We start from the raw sequence: 25,517 nt of genomic DNA, 5'->3' as shown, positions 1-25,517 counted from the left end.
GGGCGACCCCCACACGCCCGCGGAGGGCCGGAAATCGGGTGATGCGGGCACGGCCGCGCCCCGCCTCCCGGCGGCCGGGTCGACGCTGGGCACATGCACCGCGTCACCACGCTCATGCTGCTGCTGCCCGTCGCCCTGGCCGGCGGGTGCACCCCGTCCGCCGGCGGCGCCCAGCCCGCCCCGTCGCCGCGGGTGACGTCCGCGACCGGCACGTTCGCGGCGTACACGCCCGGCGCGACGGCGGTCACCTACGACCAGGGGCTCGTCCCGGCGGGGGCGGTCGCCACGGTCAGCATCGCCCAGACGTCGTCGGACAGCCGGGTCTGGTTCACCGTCGCCGGGCTGCTGCCGAACCGCGGGTACGGCGTCCACCTGCACACGAACCCGTGCGGCGCGACCGGTGAGGCCGCCGGGCCGCACTACCGGCACCGCCACCAGCAGGTCGCGCCGAACCCGCCGTCGCCGCCCACGGTCGCCCCGGGGCCGGTGACGCCGTCGGGGCCGGCCCAGGGGTCGAAGGTGACGCCGCAGGCGTCCGCGGCTCCGGCGGCGTCGGCGTCGGTGCCGGCGGCGAACCCGTCCGACGCGAATCCGCAGAACGAGGTGTGGCTGGACGTCACGACCCGCCCCGACGGCCGGGGGTCGGCGGTCGCCACGCACCCGTGGACGTTCGACCCGCCGCCCCGGTCACTGGTGATCCACGCGGCGCCGACGAAGACCGGGCCGAGTGACGCGGGTGACGCCGGCGCCCGGGTCGCCTGCCTCACCCTGCCCGCATGACGGAGGCCGGCGACGGCCCCGACCACCGACCCACCCCACCCGGCGCGCACCCGCCGGACCCGGACGAAGCACCCGGCGCGGGCGAAGCACCCGGCACGGACGAAGCACCCGGCGCGGGCGAAGCACCCGGCGCGGGCGAAGGACCCGGCGGGCGCGCCCCGGCCGGCCACGCCCACGCACCGGCGCCGGGTGAGGCGCCCGCCGGGCCGCCGGTGCCGGACCGGATCACCGTGCCGGTGCCCGCCGGCGGGCGGGTCCTCGTCTGCGGCGACCTGCACCTCGCGTCCCGCCCGACCGCCGCGTCGAGGCGCCTCGAACAGGACCTCGCCGGGCGGCTCGCCCGGTGGGAGGGGCCCGGCGCGGTCGTGCTCAACGGTGACGTCGTCGAGCTGTGGGGCGAGCCCGGCGGCACCGTCGAGGCCGCCCTCGACGCGCACCCCGCCCTGACCGCGGCGCTGCACGCGTTCGCGGCGCGGCCAGAAAGGCACGTCGTCGTCATCGTCGGCAACCACGACGCGCCCGTCGCGTGGGACGGAGTGTCGGCGGACACGTTCCAGCGGCGGGTCGGCGCCCGGTGCGCGCTCTCCGCGGACCTGCGGCTCGACACGCCCGCGGGTCCGCGGGTCGTGCGGTGCGAGCACGGGCACGCGTTCGACCCGGCCAACGCGCTGCGGGACCCGCGGGAACCGCTCGACTCGCCGCTCGGGCAGCACATCGTGCAGGAGGTCCTGCCGGAGGTGCGGCGCAGCCCGCTGCTCGGCGACGTCGCCGCGCTCGCCGACCCGAACGCGGTCGGGCAGTTCGTGGCGTCGCGGCTGGTGTACCGGCGGCTCGGCGTGCACGCGTGGTGGCTGCTGCTGCCGCTGCTCGTCGCGGTGCTGCTGCGCGTACCGGAGCTGGTGCACCTGCTGTCGGCGGCGGGCCGGCTGCGGTGGCTGCCGCACTGGACGGCCCTCGCGGCGACGGGCCTGATCGTGGAGGCGGCGCTGCTCGTCGCGATCGCGGTCCTGCTGGCGCGGGCGGTGTACACGGCGATGGCCGGCAGCCGGCTCGGGCCGCGCGGCATGCACCTCAACGGCGCGCCGCGGGCCGTGGCGGCGTCGCTGTGCGCGGACGGGCTCGCCGGGTTCGTCACCGGGCACACGCACCAGCCGGAGCTGGCGGCGGTCCCCGGCGGGTTCTACGCCAACAGCGGCTGCGGGGTGCGGTGCGTCGAGTCGCGGCCCGCCCGGTGGTTCCTGCCGCCGGTGTTCACGGCGGTGCTGCGCCGGTCGTGGGTGGAGCTGCACGCCGGCCGGGAGGTGCGGGTGGAGCTGGTGGTCGCCGAGTCGGACTCCGGTGAGACGACCCGCCTGGAGCGGCTCGCGGCGCGCCGGCGGCCCGTGGCCGCGCCGCCGGAGCCGGCGGTGGTCGCGGCGCTGCCGGGCGAGGCGGGGTGGCCGCTGCTGCAGCCGGACCTGGACCGGCGGGCCCGCGACGAGCGGGTCCGCCGGGTCGCCGCGGTCGCGGTCGCCGCCGTCGCGGTGCTGAGCCTGCTGTCGGCGTTGACGACGCCGCTGCGGGGGCGGCTCGCGGCGCTGCTGGCGGTGCTGCCGGTGGAGGTGCCGCAGGCCGCGGCGGCGACGGTCGTGTTCTTCGCCGCGGCGCTGCTGATCCTCGCGTGGGGGTTGCGGCGCGGGCGTCGGCTGGCGTGGACGGCGACGGTGCTGCTGCTGGCGGCGACCGCGGCCCTGCACCTGGTGAAGGGTATCGACGTCGAGGAGGCGGTCCTGGCGGTCCTGGTCGCGGGGTGGCTGCTGCGGCACCGGGCGGCGTTCCCGGCGCGGCCCGACAGCCGGCAGGTGCGGCTGGCGACCCTGGCGCTCGCCGGTGGTGGCGTGTTCGTCGTGGCGGTGTCGGCGGTACTGGCGCTGCTCGCCGGCGCGCGGGACCGCACCGGTGCGGACCGCACCGCGCAGGCCGTGGCAGGGCGGCTCGTCGGGGACCGGGTGACGCCGCTGCCGGCGGCGTCGCCGCTGCTCGCGCCGGTGCTGTACGCGGCCGGGCTGAGCCTGCTGCTGGTCGTCGGGTGGCTGCTGGTGCGGCCGCGGCTGCACCGGCCGCCGAGCGCCGACGAGCACCGCGCGGACCTGGAACGGGCCCGGCGGATCGTGGCCGCGCACGGCGGTGACACGCTCGCGTACTTCGCGTTGCGCGACGACAAGTCGTGGTTCTTCACCGGTGACTGCGTCGTGGCGTACGCGGTGCGCGACGGGGTGTGCCTGGTGTCGCCGGACCCGGTCGGTCCCGCGGAGCAGTGGGCGCAGGCGTGGGCGGGGTTCACCGCGTTCGCCGACCGGCACGGCTGGCCGGTCAGTGTCGTCGGGGCCGGCGCCGGGTGGCTGCCGGTGTACCGGGCGTCGGGGATGCGGCCCGTGTACCTCGGTGACGAGGCGATCGTCGACTGTGGCGCGTTCACCCTCGACGGGCACGCGATGAAGGGGCTGCGGGGCGCGTGCAACCGGGTGCGGCGGGCCGGGTACACGGTGCGGTTCTACGACCCGGCGCGGCTGCCGGACGACGTGGCGGGGCAGCTGCGGCAGCTGTCGACGCAGAGCCGCCGCGGCGACGTCGAACGCGGCTTCTCGATGACGCTGTCGCGGCTGTTCGACCCGCGGGACACGGGGCTGCTGCTGGCGGTCGCGCACGGGCCGGACGGGCGGGCCGGCGGGTTCTGCCACTGGATCCCGGCCGCGGACATCGCCGGCTGGTCCCTGGACGTGATGCGCCGCGGCACCGGCGACGACGTGCCGAACGGGCTCATTGACTTCATCATCGTGGAGACGATCGCGCGGCTGCGGGAGTGGGGTTCGTGGGGCCTGGGGCTGAACTTCGCCGTCATGCGGCAGGTCCTGGCCGGTGAGCGCGGCGAAGGGCGGCTCAGCGACCTGCAGCGGCGGCTGCTGCACCGGTTCTCCGACACGATGCAGATCGAGTCGCTGTGGCGGTTCAACGAGAAGTACCGGCCGCTGTGGCGCCCCCGGTACCTGGTGCTCAGCGGCCTGGGCAACGCGCCGGTGCAGGGGCTCGCGGTCGCCGACGCGGAAGGGGTCGCGGAGCTGCCGGTGATCGGCCGGCTGCTGGGCCGCGCGGAACAGCCGTCCACGGAGCAGCAGGGTCCCGCGTCGTGAGTGCCGCGCCGGGTGTGGCGCTCGCGTTCGCGGCCGCCGGCGCCGTCGGCTACGGCGTGTCGTCGGTGCTGCAGGCCGCCGGCGCGCGGCGCGCCCCCGGGATGCTGCAGACGTTGCGGGCGCCGGCGTACCTCGGCGGGGTCGCCCTCGACCTGCTCGCGTGGCTGGCGTCGCTGGCGGCGTTGCGGACGCTGCCGGTGTACCAGGTGCAGGCGGTCCTCGCCGGGTCCCTCGCCGTGACGGTGGTGACGGCCAGGTTCGCGCTCGGTGCCCGGCTGCGGGGCGGGGACGTGGCCGCGGTCGCGGTGACCGTCGCCGCGCTCGGGGTCCTCGCCGCCGCGTCCGGGCCGCAGGACGCGGCGACGCCGTCGGCGGCGACCCGGGCGGTCCTGGCCGCGGCGGCGGTCCCGGTCGCGGCCGCCGGCTGGGCGGCCACCCGGTGGTGCCGGCCGTCGCTCGCCGGCGCCGTCACCGGCGCCCTGGCGGGGCTCGCGTTCGGCGGTGCCGCGCTGTGCGCCCGCGCCGCGGTCCTGCCGGCGCGCCCGTGGCGGGACCCGGCCGCGGTGGCCGCCGAACCTCTCGCCTGGGCCCTGGCGGTGTTCGGGGTGACGGGGACGCTGCTGTACGCGTACGCCCTCGAACACGGCGGCGTCGGCCCGGTGACGGCGCTGCTGTGGATCGTCGAGGTGCTGGTGCCGTCCGTGGTCGGGGTCGGGCTGCTCGGCGACACGGTGCGGCCCGGCTGGGGCGCCGCCGCGGCGGCCGCGGTCGGGGCGACGGTCGCCGCCGCGGTGGCCCTCGCGCACGCCCCCGCGACCGCCGCCGCGGCCGCCTGAGGGGTCAGCGGGCGGGCGCCTCGACGGCCGGTTTCAGGACCTCCTCGCACCACTGGCGCAGCGTGGTCGGGGTGGTGGCCGCCGGGGTGCGCGGCTCGGCGTTGTCGAGGCCGGCGTCCTTGGCGAGCATCATGTCGAGCATCGCCTGCGCCATCGGCGCCGACGCGCCGCGGGCGAGCACGCCGGCCCGGAACGCGTCGGCGGGGATCCGCTGGTAGCGGACCGGCCGGCCGAGCACCTCCGACATGACGCGGGCCGCGTCGTCGAACGTCACGTCCCGCGGGCCGAGGACCGCGACGCTGTCCACGCCGGTCCAGGTCCGGTCCAGCAGCAGCCGGGCGGCGACGGCGGCGATGTCGCGGGTCGCGCACATGGGGGCGGCGAGGTCACCGGCGAGGGGGCCGTAGAGGACGCCCTGGTCGCGGATGGTGGCCACCTGCCGCAGCAGGTTGTCCATGAACGACGGCAGCGCCAGCGCCCGGTAGTGCACGCCGGCGCCGGCGATCAGGTCGTCCATGGCGAGCGACGCGGTGACGAGGCCGGCGTGGGCGGCCTGCGGGGTGCCGCGGCCGAGCGCGGAGACCCCGACGACCCGCGGCACGCCGTGGCGGCGCAGGGCGGCGCACGCGGGCCGGGTGAAGTCCAGGTACGCGACGTCGGGGCCGGGCGCGGCGAGGTCCGGCGGCACCAGCCAGAACACGGCGTCCGCGCCGTCGAACGCGGCGTCGGTGACGGCCGGGTCGCCGTGGGAGCCTGCCACGACCTCGACCCGGTCGCGGACCTCGGCGGGCAGCCGGGCCGGGTCGCGGACGACGACCCGGACCGGTTCGCGGTGGCCGTCGTCGAGGAGGCGGTGCAGCACCTGGCGGCCGATGGCACCCGTGGGTGTCGTGACAACGATCATGCGGTCGAGTCAACGCGTCACGGCCGGGAACCTGAAGGACCGATCCGGTCCGCATTGATACCGTGGCGATATGAGTGACGTGGAGGTGCGGCAGCTGCGGTACTTCGTCGCCGTCGCCGAGGAGCTGCACTTCGGGCGGGCCGCGGCCCGGCTCGGCATGGCTCAGCCGCCGCTGTCGCGGGCGATCCGGGACCTGGAGCGCCGCCTCGGCGTGCCGCTGCTGCACCGCACCACCCGGCACGTCGCGCTGACCGCCGCCGGTGAGGGGTTCCTCCGCGACGCCCGCACCGCCCTCGACGCGGTCACCGCGGCCGCCGCCCGGGCCCGGCACGCCGGCCGCCCCGCCCCGGCGCTGCGGGTCACGCTGAAGGCCGACTACGACGCCGGGCTGCTGCCCCGGATCCTCGCCGCGTACCAGGCGCACGAGGCGGCACTGCCGGTCGAGGTGCTGCTCGGCGGCCGCGGCGAGCAGGCGCCGGCGCTGCGTGAGGGCCGCGCGGACGTGGCGCTGCTGCAGACCCCGTACGACGACCGCGGCCTCGACCTGGAGCCCCTGCTCACGGAGCCCCGCCTGGTGGCGCTCGCCGCCGGCGACCCCCTCGCCGCGCGGCCCCGGCTGTCCCTGGCCGACCTGGCCGGCCGGGTCCTGCCCGACGGCGCCCCTGCCGACCTCGGCGACACCCGGCCCGCCCGGCCGGCGCCGGCGGATCCGGGCGGGGCGCGGCGGCTGGACCTCGCGCAGATCTTCAACCTCGTCGAGCTGGGCAGCGTCGTGTGGTTCCCGCCGGCGTCGGTCGCCCGGCGGCATCCGCGGCCCGAGATCGCGTACCGCCCGGTCACGGACCTGCCGCCGGCCACCCTCGCCGTGGCGTGGCCGCAGGACTCGCACTCCCCCGCCGTCGCCGCGTTCGTCCGCGCCGCCGTCACCGTCGCCGCGGCCTCGCAACGCGTGCGGGGCCCGGCGGCGGCGCGTCAGGACGCGCCGGCCTCACCGGTGCCCGGGTCCGGGCCCGTCGTCACGGTCGACCTGACCGGCCCGGCCGCGTCGAGGGTGTAGGCGGCGCTGCCGGCCGGCCCGCACCGCGCCCCCGGGCGACCCCGGCGCGACCCCGGCGGGGCACCGGCGCCGGTGCCGGTACGGCATGATCGGGTCGATGCAGGCACGACGGCTCTTGCCCACCCTCGCCTCCGCGCTCGCCGCCGCGGCGGTGCTCACCGGGTGCGGGACGACCCCGGCGCACCCGGACCAGACCGTGGCCAGGCCCGACGTGTCGGCGCCCGACATGGTCCCGGCGACGACCCCGCCGCCGACGACACCGCCCACCTCGGCGGCCCCGTCGCCGCAGTGCCTGGCGCCGGGGGTCACCCTGTCCGTGGGCGAGGTCGACGCGGCGATGGGGCTGCGCGCCGTCGGCATCACCCTGCGCAACTGCGGCGCGGCGACGTACACCGTGCAGGGCTACCCCGACGTCGACGTCCTCGACGCCGACCGCCGGGTCCTCGACGTGACGGTCCTCGACGGCACGTCGAACGTCGCCATGATCGAACGCTACGACGCGCCGCCGAAGCGGGTCACCGTGCGGCCCGGCGGGACCGCGGTCGCCGTCCTCGTCTGGCGCAACCTGACCACGGACGCGGCGACCGTCGCGAAGGGCGCGTACGTGAGCGTCGCCCCGGCCGGCGGGCAGGCCCGGCACGTCCTCGCCCTGGACGTCGACCCGGGCAACACGGGACGGCTCGCGGTGAGCCCATGGACCGCGCCCTGACCGTGTCCTTCGGTGTCCGGCGGCCCTCTTGACGGCGGGCGGCCCTTCGATGCCCGGCGGCCCTCGATGCCCGGCGGTGCGGGCGCCGGGCCGTCAGCCGGCGGTCACGCGCGCGTGACGGGCCGGTGGGCCGGCGGTCACCTCGGTGGGCCACGCTCGGCCGATGGACGCCACCGCGTTGGCCAGGTCCCTGCTGGACCGGGTCCCGGCGCACCGCACCGCCGGTCTCGAGGTCCTGCGCGCCGTGAACGGGGTCGGCGTCGTGGCGGTACCGGCGGCACCCGCCCTCGCCAACGTCATCGGCTCCCTGCACTCCGGCGGCCTCATCACCCTCGTCGACGCGGCCGGCCTCGCCGCGATCATCTCCGCCGCGCCCACCGGCGACGCGTTCCGTGGCACGGTCCCGCTCGGCGCGGCCGCGACCCTGCAGTTCCTCGCGCCGGCGCGCGGGCACCTCGTCGCCACCTGCCGGCTCGACCCCGACGCCCGTGAGGTCCTCGCCGAGGTGTACGTCGGGGTCGCCAGCCGGGCCCGCGTCACCACGACCGCCGAGGTCACCGACGACACCGGCGCCGTCGTGTGCCGGGGCGGCTTCGACTGGAGCATCCGCAGACCGGCCGCCTGATGCGGGTCAGGCTCGCCGTCGGGTACACGCTGCTGTGCTTCGCATGGCCCGCCCGGACCGGCTGTTCGAGTTGGTCAGTCCCACCAGAACCGCCACAGCCGCCGTCCGACGAGGTGCGTGGCGTACTGCAGGAACTGCGCCCCGTCGGGGTCCGCGGCGAACCCGCCGGCCGGCTCCGCCTCGGGGCAGAACCCGAAGTGCTCCACCGCCACCCGCACCGCGTCCCGCAGGGTCACCGGCGGCGCCGCGACACTCAGCAGCAGCGTGCCGCCGCCGACCCCGACCAGCCGGGCCCCGTACCGGTCCTCCCAGCTGCGCACGACGGCCGCGAGCGCCTCGGGCAGGCCGGGCTCACCGTCACTGGGAACCCAGCCCCCGACGGCGAGGGCGTCCGCACCCCGGGCGCACGGGACGAGGGCCAGCTGGACGCCGGGCCCGACGTTCGCCGCGGCGACCAGGTCCCCGGCCGCGTCGATGACGCCATGCTGCTCAACACCGTCGGCGAGGTCCTGCGCCACGGCACCGCCGGTGAAGCCCTGCTCATCGGCGTCGTCGGTGAAGTCCTGCTCGTCGGCGTCGTCGGTGAAGTCCTGCTCCTCGGAGCCCTTGGTGACTCGGCCGGTGACCGCCGCGACCAGGCGGGCCGCGGTCAGGTCGGCGAGCCGGTCGGGGTCGGCCACGCGCGTGCCCGCCGGTGCGCTCCCGGGCCAGGGTGCCGGCAGCCGCCGCCAGTCCTGCCACCACCGGGTGGTGAGCCCCAGCGCCCGCCGGTCGGGCCGGGTCAGGAACCCCACGGCGAACCCCTCCCACGACCGCGTCAGCACCGCCGCCGCGTCGAGCCGGTCGACGGCCGCCGCGTCCGTGGCGAACCAGCCGAACGCGAGCTCTCCCAACCCGTCGAACACCAGCACCGGCCACAACCCGGACCGCCCGTGCGCGGCCCGTAGCCGCCCCCACAGCCGCGCCGGCACCGCCCCGTCCGACACCCAGCACACCGGCCCGCCCGCACCGCCCCGGGCCGCGACGATGTGCCCCTCCGGCAGCGGTACGCCCAGCGCCCCGCCACCCACGAGCACCCCTGGGTCGTCACCGCCCCCGGCGCCGACCGATCCCCTCGCATGCCGGCGCATCCTACGCCCGGCCGGCGGGCGCCACGACGGGCCGGACAGGCGGCAGAGCCCCGATGAACGGTGTCGCGACGCACCTCGTCCATGCGCCACCGCACCACCACCCTCCCGCTGATCCTCGCGGCCGCCGCGCTCGCCCTGTCCGCGTGCGACCCGGCCCCGAAGCCCACCACCGCGGCGCCCGCTCCCCCGTCCCCCGCGGCCCCGGCCGCCCCGGCGTCCGTGACGTCCGTGGCGTCCGCGCCCGTCGTCACCGAGACGAGCGACGTCAAGGACGGCGTCGTGTTCCGCACCCCGTCGGCCAACATCGGCTGCGGCGTCTTCCCCGACAGCGTCCGCTGCACCATCCTCACCAAGACGTGGACCCCACCCCCGGCCCCGGCCGACTGCGACCTCGACTGGGGCAGCAGCCTCGGCCTCGACCCCCAGCACGGCGCCACCCTCGTCCGCGCCGGCGACAGCGCCTTCACCCCCGACGCCAAGGTCATCGCCTACGGCCACGCCCTCCGCGTCGGCACCGTCCTCTGCACCAGCACCGAGACACACCTGCGCTGCGAGAGCGTGACGACGAAGCACGGCTTCACCGTCGCCAAGGAGACCTACACCGTCTTCTGACCCGCCGTCGAGGCCCGCACCGCCGCACGCTGACCGCCGCGGCGGTGCGCCGCCCCGACCGCACGATGGCGCGCCCAGCCCCCGGCGCTTCCGTACAGCATCGAACACAGCGACAGCATCGGACGGCCAACCGCGCTGCGCCCGGACACGGCTCGCACCACCGGCACGCAACCGCGGGCCCGACGACGGCCCACGCCGTCGCCCAGCGCCGCCGCCCGAACAGCCACGCCGCAACCGCTGCCAGGCAACGCCGTCAGTGGCCGCGCCACCGTCAACAGCGCCCGCCCACCACCAACGGCCGCGACACCACCAACGGCCACAACACCGCCAACGCGCGCGACACCGCCAACGGCCGCAACACCGCCAACGCGCGCGACACCACCAACGGCCGCGACACCGCCAACGCGCAACACCGCCAACGCGCGACACCACCAACGGCCGCGACGCCGCCAACGCGCGACACCACCAACGGCCGCGACGCCGCCAGGCCCGGATGGCCCCGAGCAGCACCGGTCCCCCGCCGCCCGGTCAGCTCACCTGGTGCTGCTCCGCCAGCTCCGTCAGCCGCACCGTGCACAGCCCGCCGCGCTCCGTCTTCACGTCGGTGACCTTCAGCTGCGTGCCCGGCGTCAGGATGAACTCCTCCTCCCCGGTGAACGCGGAGAACCGCCGGATCCCCACCGCCCGCTGCGGATGGACCTCGAACAGGGTCCGTTTGCCCCGGCGGCCCAAAAACGCCTCGGCGACGCTGAGCTTCGACGTGCACGACGACACGCCCCACCAGGTGACGGTCTGGCCCGCCGGGTACTGGGCGCGCAGGTCCATCGCCACGCCCCGCCACAACGGCTCGGTGCGCACCGGCAGGCGGGACACGGCGGAGAACAGCAGCCGCAGATACGGCAGGTACGGCACGATCCTGCTCCGGTCGGGGCTGCGCAGCGTGGCGTTGATCTGCCGGTAGAACGCGGACTCGCAGGTGTACAGGTAGAGGGCGGCGACCTCGTCGGCGCTCAGCCCGCCCGCGTCGCCGGACAGGCCGGTGCCGAACTGGTGGGACTGCTCGACGTGCCAGTCGAGGCCGGACAGCACCTTCGCCGCCGGGGCGATCGCCTCGCGGAAGTCCATGAGCGGGGTGTCGAACACGCCGGTGATCGCGGGCAGGGCGAGGCCCTCGTCCTTGACGCTGGCGAGGCGCTCCAGATACAGCTGGTGCAGCTCCATGGTGGAGGCGATGAACGCGGCCATCCGGTCGGCGGTGCCGGCGTCGGTGCGGCCGTCGTCGGCGGGCAGCGTGTTCCAGCCCTTGCTGGGCAGCCAGTCGACCGGCTGCGCGCCGAGCGTGTCGAGGGCCGCGTTGACGGCGGCGAAGTGCTCGTTGTCGCAGAAGATGTCGCCCTGCGCGGCCGGGTTGGCGTGGTCGATGTGCCGGACCCGCACGCCGGGATACTTGCGTTCGAGGCGTTGCACGACGCTCTTGAGGCTGCGCGCGTGCGCGCCCCACCAGGCGAACACGACGCTGCGGTCGGCCTCGTCGGCGTCCTGTTTCGCCTTCAGGATCTCCTCGACGAGCCGCTCGACGACCGGCCGCCAGAACGCGGTGTGCTGGTCGGTGGCCATGGCGCCGTCGCTGCTGGCGGTGAGCGCCGCGTTGAGCAGCAGCACGCCCTGGGTCAGCATCGCCTGGAACCATTCGGGCGGCTGCACCGTGTCGTGCTGCTTGAGCAGCTTGCGGATGTCGGCGATCGGGGTCTTCTTCGGGATGCCGTGCTTCCACATCGCCGCGGCCTTGATGATGCAGCGGATCGACACGGTCTTGCCGAACTGGCTGTCGTCCCAGTCGTGGAACGTGTTGTCGAACATGGCGATGCCGGTGGCGCTCTCCGGCCTCGGATACGGGTTCTGCCCGAAGACGACGACCTTCCACTTGTGCGGCGGGTTGGGCTTCAGCGCCTGGAACGTCAGCTCCCGCACCGGCACGACCCGCGGGCTGCGGCCGGGGCCGATGAACGAGGCCGCGGCGGGCTGCGCCTCGATGACCGGTTTCAGCAGCGGCAGCCACGGCTCACCGCCGCCGCTGAACAGCTCGGCGAGCGCGAGAAGGTCGTCGGTGTCGCTCATGATGGCTCCCAGGGACGGCACGGCGAGGTCCGCCCTCGGCGACCCGCAGGCCCCGAAGGCGCCCGGAGATTAGCACCGACCTCCGACAATTTTTCGGCGGTGAGGGCCCCGGTATCTTCGAGCTCTCCCGCAACCAGACCTTCGTCCACATCGGAGTGAGCCATGACCGCAGATGCACCGAAGCAGCAGCTCAGGGTCGTTCTGAGCGACGTCAACGCCAATGTCGTGCAGGCGTGGCGGTCCGCGTTCGCCGACACGCCGGAGGTGACCATCGTGCAGGGCTCGATCCTCGACCAGCGTGTCGACGCGTGGGTGAGCCCGACCAACTCGCAGGGCCGGATGGACGGCGGCGTCGACGCGGTCGTCAAGCGGCACCTGGGCGCCGGCATCCAGCTGCGGGTGCAGCGCGCCATCCGCGACGGGTTCGCCGGCTCGCTGCCGATCGGCAGTGCGGTGTGTGTACCGTCGGGCGCCGCGGACCCGAGGTATCTCATCTCGACCCCGACGATGACCCAGTCGGTGCAGAACGTGCGGGAGACCCTCAACGTCGCCCTCGCCTGCGCCGCGGCGTTCCAGGCGATCCACCGGCAGAACGAGGCGGAGCCGGGCAGCATCACGTCGGTCGCGCTCGTCGGCATGGGCGCCGCCACGGGCAAGGTGCCGCCGCAGGTGTGCGCCAACCTGATGTGGGCGGGGTACACACTGTTCCACGACTACACGTTCAGCGACTACGACGAGCTGCGGGCGACGGTCACCGCCCAGCTCGGCGACATCGAGCAGCGGCCGGTGCAGCGGGTCCGCATCACCCCGCCGGCCCGCACCGACCGCCGCCGCTGAGCACCCGCGACGGGCCGGGACCGCGGCCCCGGCCCGTCGCGGCGGCAGACGGTCAGCGACAGACCGTCAGCGACAGACCGTCAGCGGCAGCCGGTCAGCGGCAGCCGACGATCCGCACGTCGTCCTCGGCGCGGTAGGCCGTGCCGTCCCGCAGCAGCCCGGTGACGAGCGCGACCGTGGTCGTGCACTGCAGTCCGGCCGCCTGCGTCTGCGCCCGGCAGACCAGGTCCGGCCGGCCGTCGTCGTTGACGTCCTCGCCGCCGGGCGCGCACGACACGACGCTGTCCTCGGTGCCGAGCCGGCCGAAGCGCAGCGACGCCGGGTCGACGCCAGCCGTCGCGTCGAACGTCGCCGTGGACAGCAGCGCGAAGGGCACGACGCCCTCCTTGCCGACGTTGACGGAGCTCGGCAGGCTGCGGGGTTTGACGTCCGCCGGGCCCCACACCGTCACGGTCGTGTCGTTGCCGGTGGTGAGGTCCTCGGCGTGCGGCTCGTCGGCGCGGACCGCGGCCGTGACCGTGACGCCGTGCCGGCCGGCGCTGGTGCAGGTGAGCTGCCACGTGGCGGTGACCGTGCGGACCGTCCCGGCGTCGAGGACGGCCGCGGTCCGCTGTACCGCCGCGGGGACGGCCGTGCAGCCGGGCGCAGGGGCGACCGTGAGCGTGGTGACGGTCGCGACCCCCGGGGCGGGTCCCGCGTTGCGGACGGTGGCGGTGGCGGTACACGAGGACGCGGCCGTCGAGGACTCCCGCTCGGTGCACCGCACGTCCAGCCCGGTCACGGCGAGGTCGACCGGTTCGAAGACCGGCACGGTCGTGGCCGCGGTGCCCGCGCCGTTGTCCGGCCGCGGGTCCTCGACGTGCAGGTGGTCCAGGACGGCGGCGGCGGTCGCGGTCACCGGGTGGAAGCTGCGGCTGGCGCACCGCACCTGCCACGACGACACGACGGTCACCGGCGTGCCCACCTCGAGCGTCAACGGCTGGGTGCCGCTGCCGCCGACGTCGGTCGCGGTGCAGTCCGCCGGGGGATGCAGGCCGAACGTGACGCCGGCGCCGGCCGGGCCGTAGGGGCCGGCGTCGGTGACGACCGCCTCGACGGTGCAGGTGAACACGGTGCCGACGGCGCCGCGGTCCGGGCAGGTGACGGTGGTGCCGTGCAGGGTGACGTCGGCGCGGTCGAAGACGGGGAACACGTGCTCGAAGGCGACGGTGTTGTCGCCCGGGTCGGGATCCTCGACGCCGGTGGTACCGACGGCGAGATGGTCGGTGAAGGTCACCGGGTGGAACGACGGCCGGTCGCACACGAGCCGGACCGGTATGTCGACGGTCACCGACGCGCCCGCGGCCAGGAACCGCGACACCTCGGCGTGCGCGGGTTGCGCCCGGCAGTCCTCGGGGACCGCCACGTCGACGGTGTCGGCGGCGGTCGCGTCGGCGGGGCCGTCGTTGCGCAGCACGGCACGGACGGTGAGGTCCGCGGCGGTGTGCGCGTCGAGGCGGGCCGGCGGGTCCACCAGCCGGAAGTCGGCCTTGACGAGGTCGGCGCGGGTCTCGGCGTTGCCGAAGCGCAAGTGGGCAACCTCGGCGTCGCCGGCGCCGTCGGACACCACGAACGTCTGCCGTGCCGGGGTCGTGGCCGCCCAGCCGTCCTGCGGGAGCTCCTCGGCGGCGTACGTGCCGGGCCCGATCCCGTCCAGCGCCAGGTCGAGCGTGCCGTCGGCGCCGGTGGTGACCCGGGTGACCTCACCGGTGGGCTGGTCGCCGAACGTGCTGCCGAGCCGCTCGATCCGGAACGTCCACCCGGCCAGCCCCGGCTCGCCCGCGTCGCGCGCTCCGTTGCGGTTGCGGTCGTCGAACTTCTCCGCCGTCAGGTGCGGCACCGGTACGCCGGCGGTGGCCGGCGGGTAGAAGAAGTTGCCGCACAGCCGGGCGATGCTGCGCCCGCCGTAGCTGAAGACGCTCAGGTGCAGCGGCCGCTGGCGGAAGCTGGCCAGGATCGGGTGGTGGTGCAGCGTCACGTCCGACGGGCAGGTGCCGCCGACGTGGGTGCCGGCGGGGCAGCCGACCCACTCCTGCGCCGACCCGGACGGGATCGACACGCTGGTGCTGGGCGCGTACCAGAGCCACTGCCGGCTGAAGCCGTGCGCCGCGTACAGCGGCGCGGCGTCCAGCAGCTGCCGGCGGTCCAGGAAGTGTCCGACGCCGGGGTCCACCAGCCACGTGCTGCGGCAGTAGGCGCCGTACGCGTCGGCCATGTCCTGTTCGTCGTCCCACGGCTCGTCGCAGAGGTTCGGCGTCGCCGCGGCGTGCGGCGCGACGGCCACGACGGCGCCGGCGCCGAGCAGCAGCGCCAGGACGACGGCCCGCAGGAGCACGGGTAATCGGAGTCGACGGATCGGTGCGGAGGCCATGCGTCACCGCTTTCGGCAGGCCGGCCGGACGACCTCCGACCGACTACGGAACGTGTCGAACCGACGCTATGGAGTGACCTGGCCGGTGTCCATCGACCGTCGGTACGCGCACCGGCGACACCGACGGCGCCGCTGCGGCCGTTCGGGCGAACCCGCGTGGGTGGCCGGACCCGCGCCCCGGTCCGTCGTGCCGCGGCCGGCGAGGGACCTCGGCACGAGCCGCCACTGTTCTGAACCGCCCCGTCCGGGGTATGCAGGACGGGTGCCGCGCCGACCCGACTCCGAGCTGGGCCTGCGGCTGACCCTGGCCGCGGTCGCGGCGGTCCTGCTGCTCGTGCCGTTCACGGTGCTGGTGCTGCTGGTCGCGACCGCGTGGCCGCCGCTGCTCACCCTCGACGCCGACCTCGCCGCGAGGCTGCACGCCGGCACGTCGGCGAACCCCACGCTCGCCGGCGCCCTGCAGCTGTGGACGGACGTGTTCGGTCCCGGCCCGCTGCGGGTCGCCGTCGGCGCCGCCGCCGGGTGGCTGTGGTGGCGCGGCGCCCGCCGGGTCGCGCTGTGGGCCGTGGTCACCATGGTCGCCGGCGGCCTGCTCGGCGCGGGGCTGAAGCTGCTGCTCGGCCGGGACCGGCCGGAGTTCCTCGACCCGGTGTCGCACGCCGCCGGCTACTCGTTCCCGTCCGGGCACGCCCTCACCGCGGCCCTCGGCGCCGGTGTCCTGCTGCTCATCTTCCTACCGTTCGTCCGCCATGCCGCCGCGGTACGCACCCAGCGCCTCACCCGCTGCGCCCTGGTCGCCGCCGCCCTGATCGTGGCCGTGGTGACGGGGCTGACCAGGATCGCCCTGGGTGTCCACTGGCTCAGCGACGTGGTGGCCGGCTGGACCCTCGGCGCCGCCGTGGTCGCGGCCACCACCGCCGCCTTCGCCACCTGGCGCGGCCAGCCCGCCCGGCGGCCCGCGTCCCGGCCCGCCCACCGGTCCGCGGCGCAGGCCGTCGACGGGGCGTTCGACGAGGCGGCGCACCCCGACGAATAGCGGACGACGGTGTCGGGTACCACGGCCGCATGCACCTCGCCACACTGCTCACCGTCGCCCGCCAGGCCGCCGTCCGGCTCGTCGCTCCGGTGCTCGTCCTCTACGGCGTGCTCGTCGGCCTCGGCCTGCTGGTGACCAGGGTGCTGCCCGATGAGTGGCCGCTGAGCGTCGAGGACGCCGTCAACCGCGGCCTCGAGGCACACCGCACCGGCGCCCGCAACGACCTGTCCCTGGTCTTCAGCACGATCGCCAGCACCCCGGCGATCATCGCGGTCACCGCCGTCGCCGCCGCCGTGCTCTGGTTCGTCCTGCGCCGCTGGCGGGAGCCGCTGTTCCTGATCGCCGCCGTCAGCGCCCAGGCCGCGGTGTTCCTGTTCACCACGCTCGCCATCGACCGGCAGCGTCCCGAGGTCGACCGCATGGACGGTTCCCTGCCCACGTCGAGCTTCCCGTCCGGCCACACCTCCGCCGCCGTCGCCCTCTACTGCGGCCTGGCCGTGCTGCTCGCCCGCACCGCCAGCCGCCCGTCGACCCGCGCCGCCTGGTGGACGCTGCTGCTGCTCGTGCCGATCGGGGTCGCACTGACCCGCATGTACCGCGGCATGCACCACCCCAGCGACGTCACCGCCTCGTTCCTCAACGGGGCGACGTGCCTGTACATCATGGCCCGCGGCATCCTCGACCGCGCCGTGCACTGGGGCCGCCGCCCCACCGGCACCGGCCACGTCCCCAGCCAGCGCACCGAACCGGCGTCGTCCACGTCACCGGCCACCACCTGACCACGCACCGCCGCGCGACGGCCCGGCCACGGCGCCGCCGCGCGGGACTCGGGTGACGGCGCTGTCGGCGGGCGCTCGGTGCCGGCGCCGCCGGCGAGCCGGTGAGGGCTCGGTGACGGCGCCGCCGGTGGGTCAGCGGGACTGGGTGACGGTGCCGTCGGCGGCGATGCGGAGCCCTGCCTGCGGCGCACCACCCGCACAGTCGGCCGTGGCCGGGGCGGCGGTCGCCGGTGCTGTTCCGGTGCGGCCACCCGGGCACACCATCGCCGGCCGGACCTGCACCTCGGCGGCGATCACCAGCGGCGCCCCGGGCGGGGTCGTGACGGTGACCGTGACCGGTTCGGCGGTGAGCTGCGGCACGGGCGCGTACCCGTGCCCGGGACCGGGCCCCGGCAACTGCACCGCCGCGCACGCCGTGTCGGGGTCGGCCGCCGGACCGGACGGGCACGGCATCGCGCTCACCGGCCCCGAGATGTGCACCGGCACGTCCTGCTCGTGGCACCCCCAGCTCCCGCAGACCCGCAGGTGCACCACCGGCACCCGCGGCGCCACCGCCTCGTCGACGTCGATGCCGAACCCCCGCAGCGGCGCCGGCCCGCCCACCTCCCCACCACCACCGGCCGGGCCACCGGGCCCGGCAGAGCCCACGGCCGCACACCCGGCCAGCACGAACCCCAGCATCACCGTCACCGGCACCGCCCGCAGCATCCTCACACCACCTCCGACGCCGCCGCCCGCCCACCGGTTCCCGGCCCCGCCCACCGCGACGACCCGACCCGCGCCCGGCCACCACACCAGCACCACCCCGCCACCGATCCCAGCCCCGCCCACCGCAACGACCCGAGCCCACCGCAACGACCCGACCCGCGCCCGGCCACCACGCCGGCACGGCACCACCCCGCCCACCGCGACGGCACGACCGGCCCACCAGGTCCGACACCGCCCACCGCAACGACCCGACCCGCGCCCGGGCCCACCACGCCGGCACGGCACCACCCCGCCCACCGCGACGGCACGACCGGCCGACCGCGCCGGCACGGGCCGGGCCGACGCCGCACCCGGCAGCGCCGACCTGACGCACATCGCCCTGCCTCCGCGCCGCCGGCAGCGCCCGGTGTGCCGGCGCCGGGTCAGGGTGGCGGTCGTCATCTCAGGTGAGGGTGACCACCTGCCGCTCCTCGGCGGAACGGCGGGCCGCCTCCAGCACCGTCAGGGTCGCCACCGAACCGGCCGGGTCGACCGGCGGCGGCGCACCGTCGCGCAGGGCTGCGACGAGGCCGCTGTAGAAGCGCTGGTACGCGCCGGGTTCCGTCGGCACCGGCTCGTCCTTGCCGTCGACGGTGAGCACGCCGTAGCGGGCGGGGTCGTCCTCGCCCCAGCCGGGGTCGGTGGGGAGCCGGCCGGCGCGCAGGGCGTCCTCCTGCACGTCCATGCCATGTTTCGTGTACGCGCCCCGGTCGCCGAGCACGCGCAGCCTCGGGCCGAGGGACGCGGCGACGGCGCTCATCCACAGGTGCGAGCGGGCGTCGCCGGCGTGGCGCAGGGCCACGAACACGTCGTCGTCGACCTGGATGCCGGCGCGGCGGGTGTGGACCTCGGCGTACACCTCGGTCGCCGGGCCGAGCAGTTGCAGGGCCTGGTCGACGAGGTGGCTGCCGAGGTCGTAGAGGAGGCCGCCGACGTCGGCGGGGTCGGCGCTCTCCCGCCAGCCGCCCTTCGGCACCGGCCGCCACCGCTCGAACCGCGACTCGAACCGCAGCACCCGCCCGAGCGTGCCCTCGTCGACGAGCCGGCGGGCGGTGAGGAAGTCACCGTCCCAGCGCCGGTTCTGGTACACGCTGAGCAGCAGCCCCCGAGCCGCCGCCAGCCGTACAAGGTCGTCACCTTCGGCGGCCGTCGCGGTCAGCGGCTTGTCCACGACGACCGGCAGCCCGGCGTCGAGGGCCGCCCGGGCGAGCGGCGCGTGGGTCCGGTTGGGCGAGGCGACCACGACGACGTCGAGGTCGTCCGCCGACGCCCACAGCCCGTCCGCCGTGTCGAGCAGCACGGCGCCGGGGTGCGCCTCGGCGGCGGCCCGGCGGCGGCCGGGGTCGGCGGTGACGATCGCGCTCAGCCGCAGGCCGGGCGTGGTGCTGATCAGCGGGGCGTGGAACGCCGAGCCGGCCGTGCCGTAGCCGACCAGCCCGACGCGCAGGGAGGTGTCGCTCATGCTGTGCAGTCTCCCCTACCTCGCCGGCACCCGGGACGTGATCCCGCGCGCCGCCGCCCGGCACGGCGCAGACCCGGCGGACGGCACCGCGACAGTGGTGTCATGGCCGCGGCTCCGCGACGAGGGCCAGCAGGTCGCGGACGGTCTCGGAGCAGGTGACAGGGTCGAGCGCGGCGCCGCCGCAGTCAACGTGGACGGCGGTCACGGTCTGCTCGCCGCTGCTGTCGGGCCGCCCGGCGAACACGCCCGGCTCCAGTCCGACCACAATCGTTGCGCCACCCGGCACAGCGCGGGAGACCTCACGGATCCGACCGCCGTCGCCGGGCGCGGCCCGCACCCACCCGCGCCGGTCGAGCAGGAACAGCCGGCGCGGGTCGGCCCTGCACCCCACGAAGCCCGCACCAAAGCCCACACCGGACCCCGCGCCGGACCCCGCGCCGAAGCCCGCACCGGGCACGGCACCCGGCGCGGCATGGTGGACGTCGCGGGCGAGCTGCGGGAACGGGTGGAGGATCTCGTAGTCCGCGAACACCTCGGCCCAGGCCCGCACCGCCGCGGCGCCCAGCGCGGCCGGGTGGGCGACCCCGACCACGGCGTCGCCGGCGAGCGGCACCGGAGTGTCGTCGGCACCGGCGAGGGTGCGGTCCTCGGCGATCCGGAACCCGGTGACGACCGCGGCGTGCGGGCCGGGACCGTCGAACGTGGCCCACACGAGACGGCGGGCGAGCTGCCACAGCAACGGGTGGGCGAGGACACCGTCGCGGAACCCGGCACCCGACCAGCGGCCCCCGGTCACCATCGCCGCCTCCAGCCGGCGGGACTGCTCCGCCGCGATCGTGCGGACCTCCTTGCGTAGCGCGGCGAAGCGGGCGTGCGGCGCCGGGTCGTCGGCGGGGCCGGGTCTGGGCAGGTCGCGGCGGCGGCCGGTGGGGTCCAGGACATACGGCCGCAGCTGCTCGTCGAAGCCCACCGTGAACCGGTGCGGGCCGGCGTCGAGGGTCACGGTGGCGTCGGCGGCCAGGCCCAGGTCGGGCACGAGCCGGTCGGCGAGCTCCTCGGCGCCGAGCCCGGCGGCGGCCGCGGCCTCGGCCGCCCTGCGGGCCGCGTGCTCCCTGAGCCGGGCGCTGCCGTCGCCGGCGAGGCGCACCAGGTGGCGCAGCGCGGCGGGGGTGCCGATCGCGGCGAGCACGTCGGCGCCGAGGCGGGCGTTGGTGGGTTCGCCGGTCGCGGACCAGTCCCGCACGACCGGGGCGAGCCGCGCAGCGGTCGTGTCGTCGCCGAGCAGCCCGAGCGCGGTGAACGCCCACCGGTGCCGTGCGGGCCGCCCCGCCGCCTGCCACGCCTGGAACAGCGCCCAGCCGAACTCGGCGAGCCCCGCCGGGTCGCACGCCGCCCGGACGGCGGTGATGCCGGCATACGGCTCGTCCACAGTGGACATCGCGAGCATCGTGACGACGTGCCGGGCCGCCGCGACAGGAAGCGCCGCGGCGACAGGAGGCACAGCAGCGACAGCAGATACCGCAGCGACAGCAGGTGCGGCTCCGGCGCGCAGGCGCACCGGTGGCAGCAGCGCGGCGCCGGCCCAGTCGGGCACCACCGGGACGCGGGCCGGCAGGACGAGCAGCGGATCGGTGTCGCGCAGGGCCCGGATGCCGTCGAGGGCGGCCGGACCGTAACCCTCCGCAGCAGCCAGGACCTCGACGGCGTGTCCACATCGGACGAGGAAGCGCAGGGCCCGCTCGGCGTCGCGGCGGGCGGTGCCGGGACGGGCAAGGGCCGCCGGGATCAGCGCGGCGGCGGCCGGGCCGGGGTGGCGGCGCAACCACTCCTGGGCGACCGAGCGGCCCTGCTCGGAGCGGGCCAGCCACCCGGCCATCCACCCGGCGACGTCCGGCCCCACCCGGTCGAGGAGCGCGCCGGCACTCGCCGCCGCCCACGAGCCCGTGCCGCGGCCCGCGCCGCGGCCGGGGACGGCGGGCGGGTCGGGGCAGACCAGGCCCGCCACGACGGGCGGGGGCGGCCGGTGCCGGGTCCACGGCGGGTCGGTGAGGACCGCGGGCAGGTCCTCCGGCGCGGCGACGGGGCCCGTCTCGGTCCGCAGCAGCGCCCGGACCCGCGCCGCCGCCGCGGTGCCGAGCTCGGGCAGCAGCCGGGTGGCGCGGGCCGGGTCGGCCCGGACGTGGGCGGCGAGCAGCACGTCGACCGTCTGGTGGGTGGGGGCCTCGGCGAGGCGGCGCAGTGCCCGGTCCGGGAACCGGCGGACCGCGGCGGTCAGGGCCGGCCGCACCCGCCGCTGGCCGGCGCGCTCGGCCAGGGCGTCGAACGCGGTGTCGGTCGGGAACGCGGCGAGGATCTGGGCCGTCCAGCCGACGGCGTCGGCGGGCAGCTCGGCGGTGCGCAGCAGGTGCACGAGGACCGGCTCCAGGTCGGGTCCGACCGCGGCGGCGAGGGTGAGGATGGTCGGCTCGTCCCAGAACAGCCAGTGCGGCGCCACCGCGCGCAGCAGCAGGTCGACGTGGGCGCGGGTGCCGGCGGCCGGCAGCAGGAGCCGGCAGGAGGTCTCGTCGCCGGCGGCGGCGAAGGTGGCGCAGTCCTCGTCGACCCAGCGGGTCTCGGTGGGTGCCAGCAGCGACGCCGTCAACCGGCGCAGCGGGCGCGGGTCGTCGCGCAGGGCGGTGAGGTCGGCGACGACGGCCCGGTGCTCGTCGTCGCCGGCGGCGGCGAGGTGCGCCCGCAGCCGCAGCGCGAGCCGCAGCCAGATGTCGCGCAGGAACGCCTGCCGCGGGCCGCCCGGCACCGCCCACGTGACGAGGTCGGTGGCGCCGGTGCGGCCGGCCGCGGCGTAGAGGCCGGCGAGCTCCGCCACGACCCGCGCGGCCTGCCGCACGCCCGCCGCGGCGACCCACACGTCGACCAGCGAGTCGAACGCCGCCTGCGGCATGGTGGCGCACCGCCGCGGCAACACCGCCACCGCCACCGCCGCACCCAACGGCGAAACGCTCAACGGCAGAGCACCCCACGACAGAGCACCCGACGCCGAGACACCCGACGACACCGGCAAGGACGCGATCGACCCAGGGGTCCGCGGATGCGCGAGCACCACGGGCAACCGGGCGAGCGCCCCGGCCAGCTCCCGGCCCAGATCAGGATCGACCGCCGCCGCCACGGACCGCGCCGGCCCCGGCGCACCGCGCCGCGGCACCACATGCCGCCACCACGCCGACGGCACCACGAAACCGTCCATCAGAAGGCACCCCCAGACCAGCCGACGGCGCCACCATAACCACACCCCCCGACAAAAACCGGGGTCGCTGTAGCGTGACGATCATGTTCAGTGTTCCGCTCACCGAAGACGCGCAGCTGCGCCCGCTGGAGCCGTGGCAGGCCGCGGAGTTCCTCGCCCACATGGACCGGGCCCGGGCCACCGTCGACCCGTGGATCCCGTGGGCCGGGGTCAGCACCGACCTCGCCTCCGCCAGGGCCACCCTGCAGCGGTACGCGGACCTCGCCGCCCGCGACGCCGGCCGCCTGTTCGGCATCTGGCTGGACGGGACGCTGGTCGGCGGCACGATGTTCGTCGCGTTCGACGCCACCGCCGGCAGCTGCGAGATCGGCTGCTGGCTGGAGCCGGCCGGGCAGGGCCGCGGCCTGGTCACCCGGGCCGTGCGGGTGCTCATCGACCACGCGGTGCACACCCGGGGCATCCACCGCGTCGAATGGCGCTGCCGCACCGACAACACGGCCAGCAGCGCCGTGGCCCGCCGGGTCGGCATGCGGCTGGACGGCGTGCTGCGCGAGTCGACGCCGTACCGGGGGGTCCGCCACGACCTGCAGGTGTGGTCGCTGCTCGCACCCGAGGCGCAGCAGCACCGGCCATGAACGAGGGGCGGCGGACCGCACCGGTCCGCCGCCCCCGTCCGAGCTCACCTAGCCGCGATGCTGGTGCGACGAGCGCCCCGCGGGCTCCTCGACGGACGCGCCGTCCTCCAACGGTGCGGCGGCCCCGGACGCCTCGGGGAGCGAAGCGTCGTCCGCAGGCGGGTGGCGCAGGCTCAGCACCACCGACCCCGCCAGCACCACGACGACGACCGCCAGGCTCACCAGCGACGGGATCTCCGGCACCGACGCGCTGATCGTCTTGTGCGCCGCCTGCAGGACCAGCTTCACGCCGATGAAGGCGAGGATGATCGCCAGGCCCTTCGACAGGTACCGGAACTTGTCCAGCATCCCGGCGAGCAGGAAGTACAGCGCCCGCAGGCCGAGGATGGCGAAGGCGTTGGACGAGTAGACGATGAACGTGTCGTCGCTGACCGCGAGGACCGCGGGCACGCTGTCGACGGCGAACACCAGGTCGGCGGCCTCGATCGCGACCACGACGACAAGCATCGGGGTGGCGACCCACTTCATGCCCTGCTTGACGAAGAACTTCGCGCCGGCGTACTCCTGCTGCACCGGCACCACCTTGCGCACCAGGCGCACCGCGATGTTGGTGCTCGGGTCGTAGTCGTCCTCGTCGTCCTTCAGCAGCTTGTACGCGCTCCACAGCAGGATCGCCGCGAAGACGAACAGCACGACGGTGAACTTGCTGATGATCGCCACGCCGGCCGCGATGAAGATCGCCCGGAAGATCAGGGCGCCGATGACGCCGTAGAACAGGGCGCGGTGCTGGTACTGCTTGGGCACCGCGAAGTAGCCGAAGATGAGGGCGAACACGAACAGGTTGTCGACCGACAGGCTCTTCTCCAGCAGCCAGGCGGTGGTGAACTCCACGCCGGCCTCGGCGCCCAGGGTCGCCCAGACGAGGCCGGCGAACGCGAGCGACAGCGCCACCCACACGGCGCTCCACCGGGCGGCCTCGCGGAAGCCGATGACGTGTTCCTTGCGGTGGGCGAAGAGATCGACGGCGAGCATGACGACGACCCCGATGCCGAACGTCGCCCACAGCCAGATCGGCACATCGAGCATGAATGCCTCCAGATAGCAATCGTCTGGGTTCCAGCGTCGCTCGTCGGCATTGGGTCGCGCTGCGTCCGCCACCGGACGTTCGGCCGCGCGTACGTTGCCGGTCGCCGGCAACGTCGCGGTCAGCTCTCGAGGGGTGTCGCGGGCCAGTCGAGCAGTCGCGCGGCCGTGACGGCGGCGTGCAGGGTGAGCCGCTCGGCGGGCTCGGAAGGGTCCCTGCCAGTCAACTCTGCCACGCGGGCGAGCCGGTAGGTGACGGCCCGGACGGACAGGTTGAGCCGGGCGGCGGTCTCCGTGGCGACGCAGCCGGTGGCGTAGTACGCGTCGAGGGTCTCGACGAGGTGGGCGGCGCCGCCGCGGGCCCGGGTGAGCGGGGTGAGGGTGCTGCGGACCAGGTCGTGCACGGCCGGCAGGTCCTGCAGCAGCACCCGGTAGATGGTGAGGTCGCGGGCGTCGGCGACGGGCTGCTCCAGGCCGAGCCGGTCGGCGAGGCCGAGCGCGTAGCGGGCCTCGTCGTGGCTGGTGCGCACGGCGGCGGCGCCGATGCGGGGGCTGCTGACGGCGCCCCGCCACGAGCGCGGGGCGCCGCCGGCGCGGGTCTGGCCGTCCAGCTCGCGCACGACGATGTCGCGGACCGCGTGGACCGCCGACGCGTCGGGCGCGGCGAACACGCACACCAGCTCACCCGAGCGGATGAGCACGAGCGGCTGCGCGTCGCCGTGGCGGCCCTGCAGGGCGCGCTCCAACCGGCCCGGGGCCGCGGCCGTGTCGGGCCCGCCGAAGCCGGCCGGGCGGCGGGCGACCAGCACCGCGACCGGGCCGGTCAGGGTCAGCCCGATGTCGGCGGCCGGGCCGGTCGCCTCGATCGCCTGCTGCCCGCCGGCGAGCAGCGCCTCCAGCACGTCGTGCTTGACGGACTCCTGCAGCCGGATCACGTCGGCACGGGCCAGCTGGAACCCCTCCACGAGCGCGGCGACGCCGTCGTCGGCGGCCCGCAGCACCGCCAGGGCGGCGTCGCGGACACGGTCGGCGTCGCCGGCGGCGACCTGCGGCGCGTCGCGCCACAGCCGCCACGCCGCGGACAGGTACAGGTCGACGAGCGCGCGCAGCGCCACCCCGCGCACCGCGGCCCGGCGCCCCGAGGTCGCGCACGCCTCCAGCTCACGGCGGCGCAGCCGCCGGCCGGCGGCGGTCGCCGCGACGACCGCGGGCAGGAAGCCGCCGAGCAGCTCCGGGTCGACGCCACCGGCGTCGCTGGACGCGGCCGCGGCGATCCTGGAGAGGTCGGGCCCGTCGCCGTCGGCCCGGCGCGCCACCACCATCGCCCACCTCACGTCGCGGGT

20 protein-coding genes are annotated in these 25,517 nt (G+C 76.4%); 11 read left to right on the top strand and 9 right to left on the bottom strand.

The window, feature by feature from the left end; all coding sequences use genetic code 11:
* Nucleotides 1-93 precede the first annotated feature (93 nt).
* The 3 genes from OP18_RS51185 to OP18_RS15165 are packed head-to-tail and all read left to right on the top strand — an operon-like array spanning nt 94 to nt 4,786.
* Complete coding sequence (locus OP18_RS51185; protein ID WP_081970769.1) at nt 94-780, top strand: superoxide dismutase family protein; 687 nt, start codon at nt 94-96, stop codon at nt 778-780.
* Nucleotides 777-3,950, top strand: a complete 3,174-nt coding sequence (locus OP18_RS15170) for a phosphatidylglycerol lysyltransferase domain-containing protein (RefSeq protein ID WP_033359513.1) — start codon at nt 777-779, stop codon at nt 3,948-3,950. Before OP18_RS51185 ends, OP18_RS15170 begins: the two co-directional genes overlap by 4 nt.
* The gene (locus OP18_RS15165; RefSeq protein ID WP_033359512.1) at nt 3,947-4,786 is read left to right on the top strand and encodes a hypothetical protein; all 840 of its coding nucleotides are present in this window, start codon (nt 3,947-3,949) and stop codon (nt 4,784-4,786) included. The genes OP18_RS15170 and OP18_RS15165 overlap by 4 nt, the downstream gene beginning before the upstream one ends.
* A gap of 4 nt (nt 4,787-4,790) precedes the next feature.
* On the opposite strand, the gene OP18_RS15160 is transcribed toward OP18_RS15165, so the two are convergent.
* Entirely contained in the window at nt 4,791-5,690 is a 900-nt protein-coding gene (locus OP18_RS15160) for an NAD(P)H-binding protein (RefSeq protein WP_033359511.1), read from the bottom strand.
* A gap of 70 nt (nt 5,691-5,760) precedes the next feature.
* Here OP18_RS15160 and OP18_RS15155 point away from each other — a divergent pair, with 70 nt between their 5' ends.
* The 3 genes from OP18_RS15155 to OP18_RS15145 all read left to right on the top strand — a co-directional run bounded on the left by OP18_RS15155 (nt 5,761) and on the right by OP18_RS15145 (nt 8,081).
* Nucleotides 5,761-6,747: a LysR family transcriptional regulator gene (locus tag OP18_RS15155; RefSeq protein WP_081970768.1), complete on the top strand. Its 987-nt coding sequence runs from the start codon at nt 5,761-5,763 to the stop codon at nt 6,745-6,747.
* A gap of 97 nt (nt 6,748-6,844) precedes the next feature.
* A complete protein-coding gene (locus OP18_RS15150) occupies nt 6,845-7,456 on the top strand; it encodes a DUF4232 domain-containing protein (RefSeq protein WP_033359510.1) in 612 nt (203 codons plus the stop codon).
* A 163-nt stretch (nt 7,457-7,619) separates the two neighbouring features.
* A complete protein-coding gene (locus OP18_RS15145; RefSeq protein WP_033359509.1) occupies nt 7,620-8,081 on the top strand; it encodes a PaaI family thioesterase in 462 nt (153 codons plus the stop codon).
* Nucleotides 8,082-8,155: 74 nt separating this feature from the next.
* Here OP18_RS15145 and OP18_RS51180 read toward each other — a convergent pair whose 3' ends face one another.
* Nucleotides 8,156-9,157, bottom strand: a complete 1,002-nt coding sequence (locus OP18_RS51180) for a DUF4253 domain-containing protein (RefSeq protein ID WP_043787548.1) — start codon at nt 9,155-9,157, stop codon at nt 8,156-8,158.
* Between the two features lie 135 nt (nt 9,158-9,292).
* Between OP18_RS51180 and OP18_RS52515 the strand changes: the two genes are divergently transcribed.
* Entirely contained in the window at nt 9,293-9,823 is a 531-nt protein-coding gene (locus OP18_RS52515; RefSeq protein ID WP_052386750.1) for a DUF6636 domain-containing protein, read from the top strand.
* Between the two features lie 528 nt (nt 9,824-10,351).
* Here the strand turns inward: OP18_RS52515 and OP18_RS15130 are convergent.
* Nucleotides 10,352-11,941: an ADP-ribosyltransferase domain-containing protein gene (locus OP18_RS15130; protein ID WP_033359508.1), complete on the bottom strand. Its 1,590-nt coding sequence runs from the start codon at nt 11,939-11,941 to the stop codon at nt 10,352-10,354.
* A 162-nt stretch (nt 11,942-12,103) separates the two neighbouring features.
* Here OP18_RS15130 and OP18_RS15125 point away from each other — a divergent pair, with 162 nt between their 5' ends.
* Nucleotides 12,104-12,778, top strand: a complete 675-nt coding sequence (locus tag OP18_RS15125) for a macro domain-containing protein (RefSeq protein WP_033359507.1) — start codon at nt 12,104-12,106, stop codon at nt 12,776-12,778.
* 94 nt (nt 12,779-12,872) lie between these two features.
* Here OP18_RS15125 and OP18_RS15120 read toward each other — a convergent pair whose 3' ends face one another.
* Nucleotides 12,873-15,152 (bottom strand): hypothetical protein, encoded by a 2,280-nt coding sequence (locus OP18_RS15120; RefSeq protein ID WP_033359506.1) that lies wholly within the window; start codon nt 15,150-15,152, stop codon nt 12,873-12,875.
* Between the two features lie 298 nt (nt 15,153-15,450).
* On the opposite strand from OP18_RS15120, the gene OP18_RS15115 reads away from it, so the two are divergent.
* Both OP18_RS15115 and OP18_RS15110 read left to right on the top strand, forming a co-directional pair.
* On the top strand, nt 15,451-16,224 hold the full coding sequence (locus OP18_RS15115) for a phosphatase PAP2 family protein (protein WP_052386749.1): 774 nt from the start codon (nt 15,451-15,453) through the stop codon (nt 16,222-16,224).
* A gap of 29 nt (nt 16,225-16,253) precedes the next feature.
* Nucleotides 16,254-17,003 carry a phosphatase PAP2 family protein gene (locus tag OP18_RS15110; RefSeq protein ID WP_033359505.1) on the top strand — a complete coding sequence of 250 codons (750 nt, stop codon included), beginning with the start codon at nt 16,254-16,256 and terminating at the stop codon, nt 17,001-17,003.
* A gap of 132 nt (nt 17,004-17,135) precedes the next feature.
* On the opposite strand, the gene OP18_RS15105 is transcribed toward OP18_RS15110, so the two are convergent.
* From OP18_RS15105 to OP18_RS61835, 3 genes are all read right to left on the bottom strand, one after another.
* A complete protein-coding gene (locus OP18_RS15105) occupies nt 17,136-17,717 on the bottom strand; it encodes a hypothetical protein (RefSeq protein ID WP_156089537.1) in 582 nt (193 codons plus the stop codon).
* A gap of 436 nt (nt 17,718-18,153) precedes the next feature.
* On the bottom strand, nt 18,154-19,212 hold the full coding sequence (locus tag OP18_RS15100) for a Gfo/Idh/MocA family oxidoreductase (RefSeq protein WP_033359503.1): 1,059 nt from the start codon (nt 19,210-19,212) through the stop codon (nt 18,154-18,156).
* Between the two features lie 100 nt (nt 19,213-19,312).
* Nucleotides 19,313-22,456, bottom strand: a complete 3,144-nt coding sequence (locus tag OP18_RS61835; protein WP_081970766.1) for a DUF4132 domain-containing protein — start codon at nt 22,454-22,456, stop codon at nt 19,313-19,315.
* An 83-nt stretch (nt 22,457-22,539) separates the two neighbouring features.
* Between OP18_RS61835 and OP18_RS15090 the strand changes: the two genes are divergently transcribed.
* Entirely contained in the window at nt 22,540-23,091 is a 552-nt protein-coding gene (locus tag OP18_RS15090) for a GNAT family N-acetyltransferase (protein ID WP_033359630.1), read from the top strand.
* Nucleotides 23,092-23,139: 48 nt separating this feature from the next.
* Here OP18_RS15090 and OP18_RS15085 read toward each other — a convergent pair whose 3' ends face one another.
* Both OP18_RS15085 and OP18_RS15080 read right to left on the bottom strand, forming a co-directional pair.
* Nucleotides 23,140-24,177, bottom strand: coding sequence for a TerC family protein (locus OP18_RS15085; protein ID WP_052386747.1), 1,038 nt, complete (start codon nt 24,175-24,177; stop codon nt 23,140-23,142).
* 119 nt (nt 24,178-24,296) lie between these two features.
* On the bottom strand, nt 24,297-25,496 hold the full coding sequence (locus OP18_RS15080; RefSeq protein ID WP_052386746.1) for a PucR family transcriptional regulator: 1,200 nt from the start codon (nt 25,494-25,496) through the stop codon (nt 24,297-24,299).
* Between the last annotated feature and the right edge of the window lie 21 nt (nt 25,497-25,517).

The sequence above is a fragment of the Dactylosporangium aurantiacum genome, assembly GCF_000716715.1.
In the GTDB taxonomy this organism is placed as follows: domain Bacteria; phylum Actinomycetota; class Actinomycetes; order Mycobacteriales; family Micromonosporaceae; genus Dactylosporangium; species Dactylosporangium aurantiacum.
This window is presented reverse-complemented; position numbering and strand designations above follow the sequence as displayed.

What these genes read in the sequence shown, in the direction of transcription:
- OP18_RS15130 (WP_033359508.1), bottom strand. Translation starts at nt 11,941, where the DNA reads ATGAGCGACACCGACGACCTTCTCGCGCTCGCCGAGCTGTTCAGCGGC.
- OP18_RS61835 (WP_081970766.1), bottom strand. Translation starts at nt 22,456, where the DNA reads ATGGACGGTTTCGTGGTGCCGTCGGCGTGGTGGCGGCATGTGGTGCCG.
- OP18_RS15090 (WP_033359630.1), top strand. Translation starts at nt 22,540, where the DNA reads ATGTTCAGTGTTCCGCTCACCGAAGACGCGCAGCTGCGCCCGCTGGAG.
- OP18_RS51185 (WP_081970769.1), top strand. Translation starts at nt 94, where the DNA reads ATGCACCGCGTCACCACGCTCATGCTGCTGCTGCCCGTCGCCCTGGCC.
- OP18_RS15145 (WP_033359509.1), top strand. Translation starts at nt 7,620, where the DNA reads ATGGACGCCACCGCGTTGGCCAGGTCCCTGCTGGACCGGGTCCCGGCG.
- OP18_RS15125 (WP_033359507.1), top strand. Translation starts at nt 12,104, where the DNA reads ATGACCGCAGATGCACCGAAGCAGCAGCTCAGGGTCGTTCTGAGCGAC.
- OP18_RS15085 (WP_052386747.1), bottom strand. Translation starts at nt 24,177, where the DNA reads ATGCTCGATGTGCCGATCTGGCTGTGGGCGACGTTCGGCATCGGGGTC.
- OP18_RS15110 (WP_033359505.1), top strand. Translation starts at nt 16,254, where the DNA reads ATGCACCTCGCCACACTGCTCACCGTCGCCCGCCAGGCCGCCGTCCGG.
- OP18_RS52515 (WP_052386750.1), top strand. Translation starts at nt 9,293, where the DNA reads ATGCGCCACCGCACCACCACCCTCCCGCTGATCCTCGCGGCCGCCGCG.
- OP18_RS15100 (WP_033359503.1), bottom strand. Translation starts at nt 19,212, where the DNA reads ATGAGCGACACCTCCCTGCGCGTCGGGCTGGTCGGCTACGGCACGGCC.
- OP18_RS15160 (WP_033359511.1), bottom strand. Translation starts at nt 5,690, where the DNA reads ATGATCGTTGTCACGACACCCACGGGTGCCATCGGCCGCCAGGTGCTG.
- OP18_RS15150 (WP_033359510.1), top strand. Translation starts at nt 6,845, where the DNA reads ATGCAGGCACGACGGCTCTTGCCCACCCTCGCCTCCGCGCTCGCCGCC.
- OP18_RS15170 (WP_033359513.1), top strand. Translation starts at nt 777, where the DNA reads ATGACGGAGGCCGGCGACGGCCCCGACCACCGACCCACCCCACCCGGC.
- OP18_RS15080 (WP_052386746.1), bottom strand. Translation starts at nt 25,496, where the DNA reads ATGGTGGTGGCGCGCCGGGCCGACGGCGACGGGCCCGACCTCTCCAGG.
- OP18_RS15155 (WP_081970768.1), top strand. Translation starts at nt 5,761, where the DNA reads ATGAGTGACGTGGAGGTGCGGCAGCTGCGGTACTTCGTCGCCGTCGCC.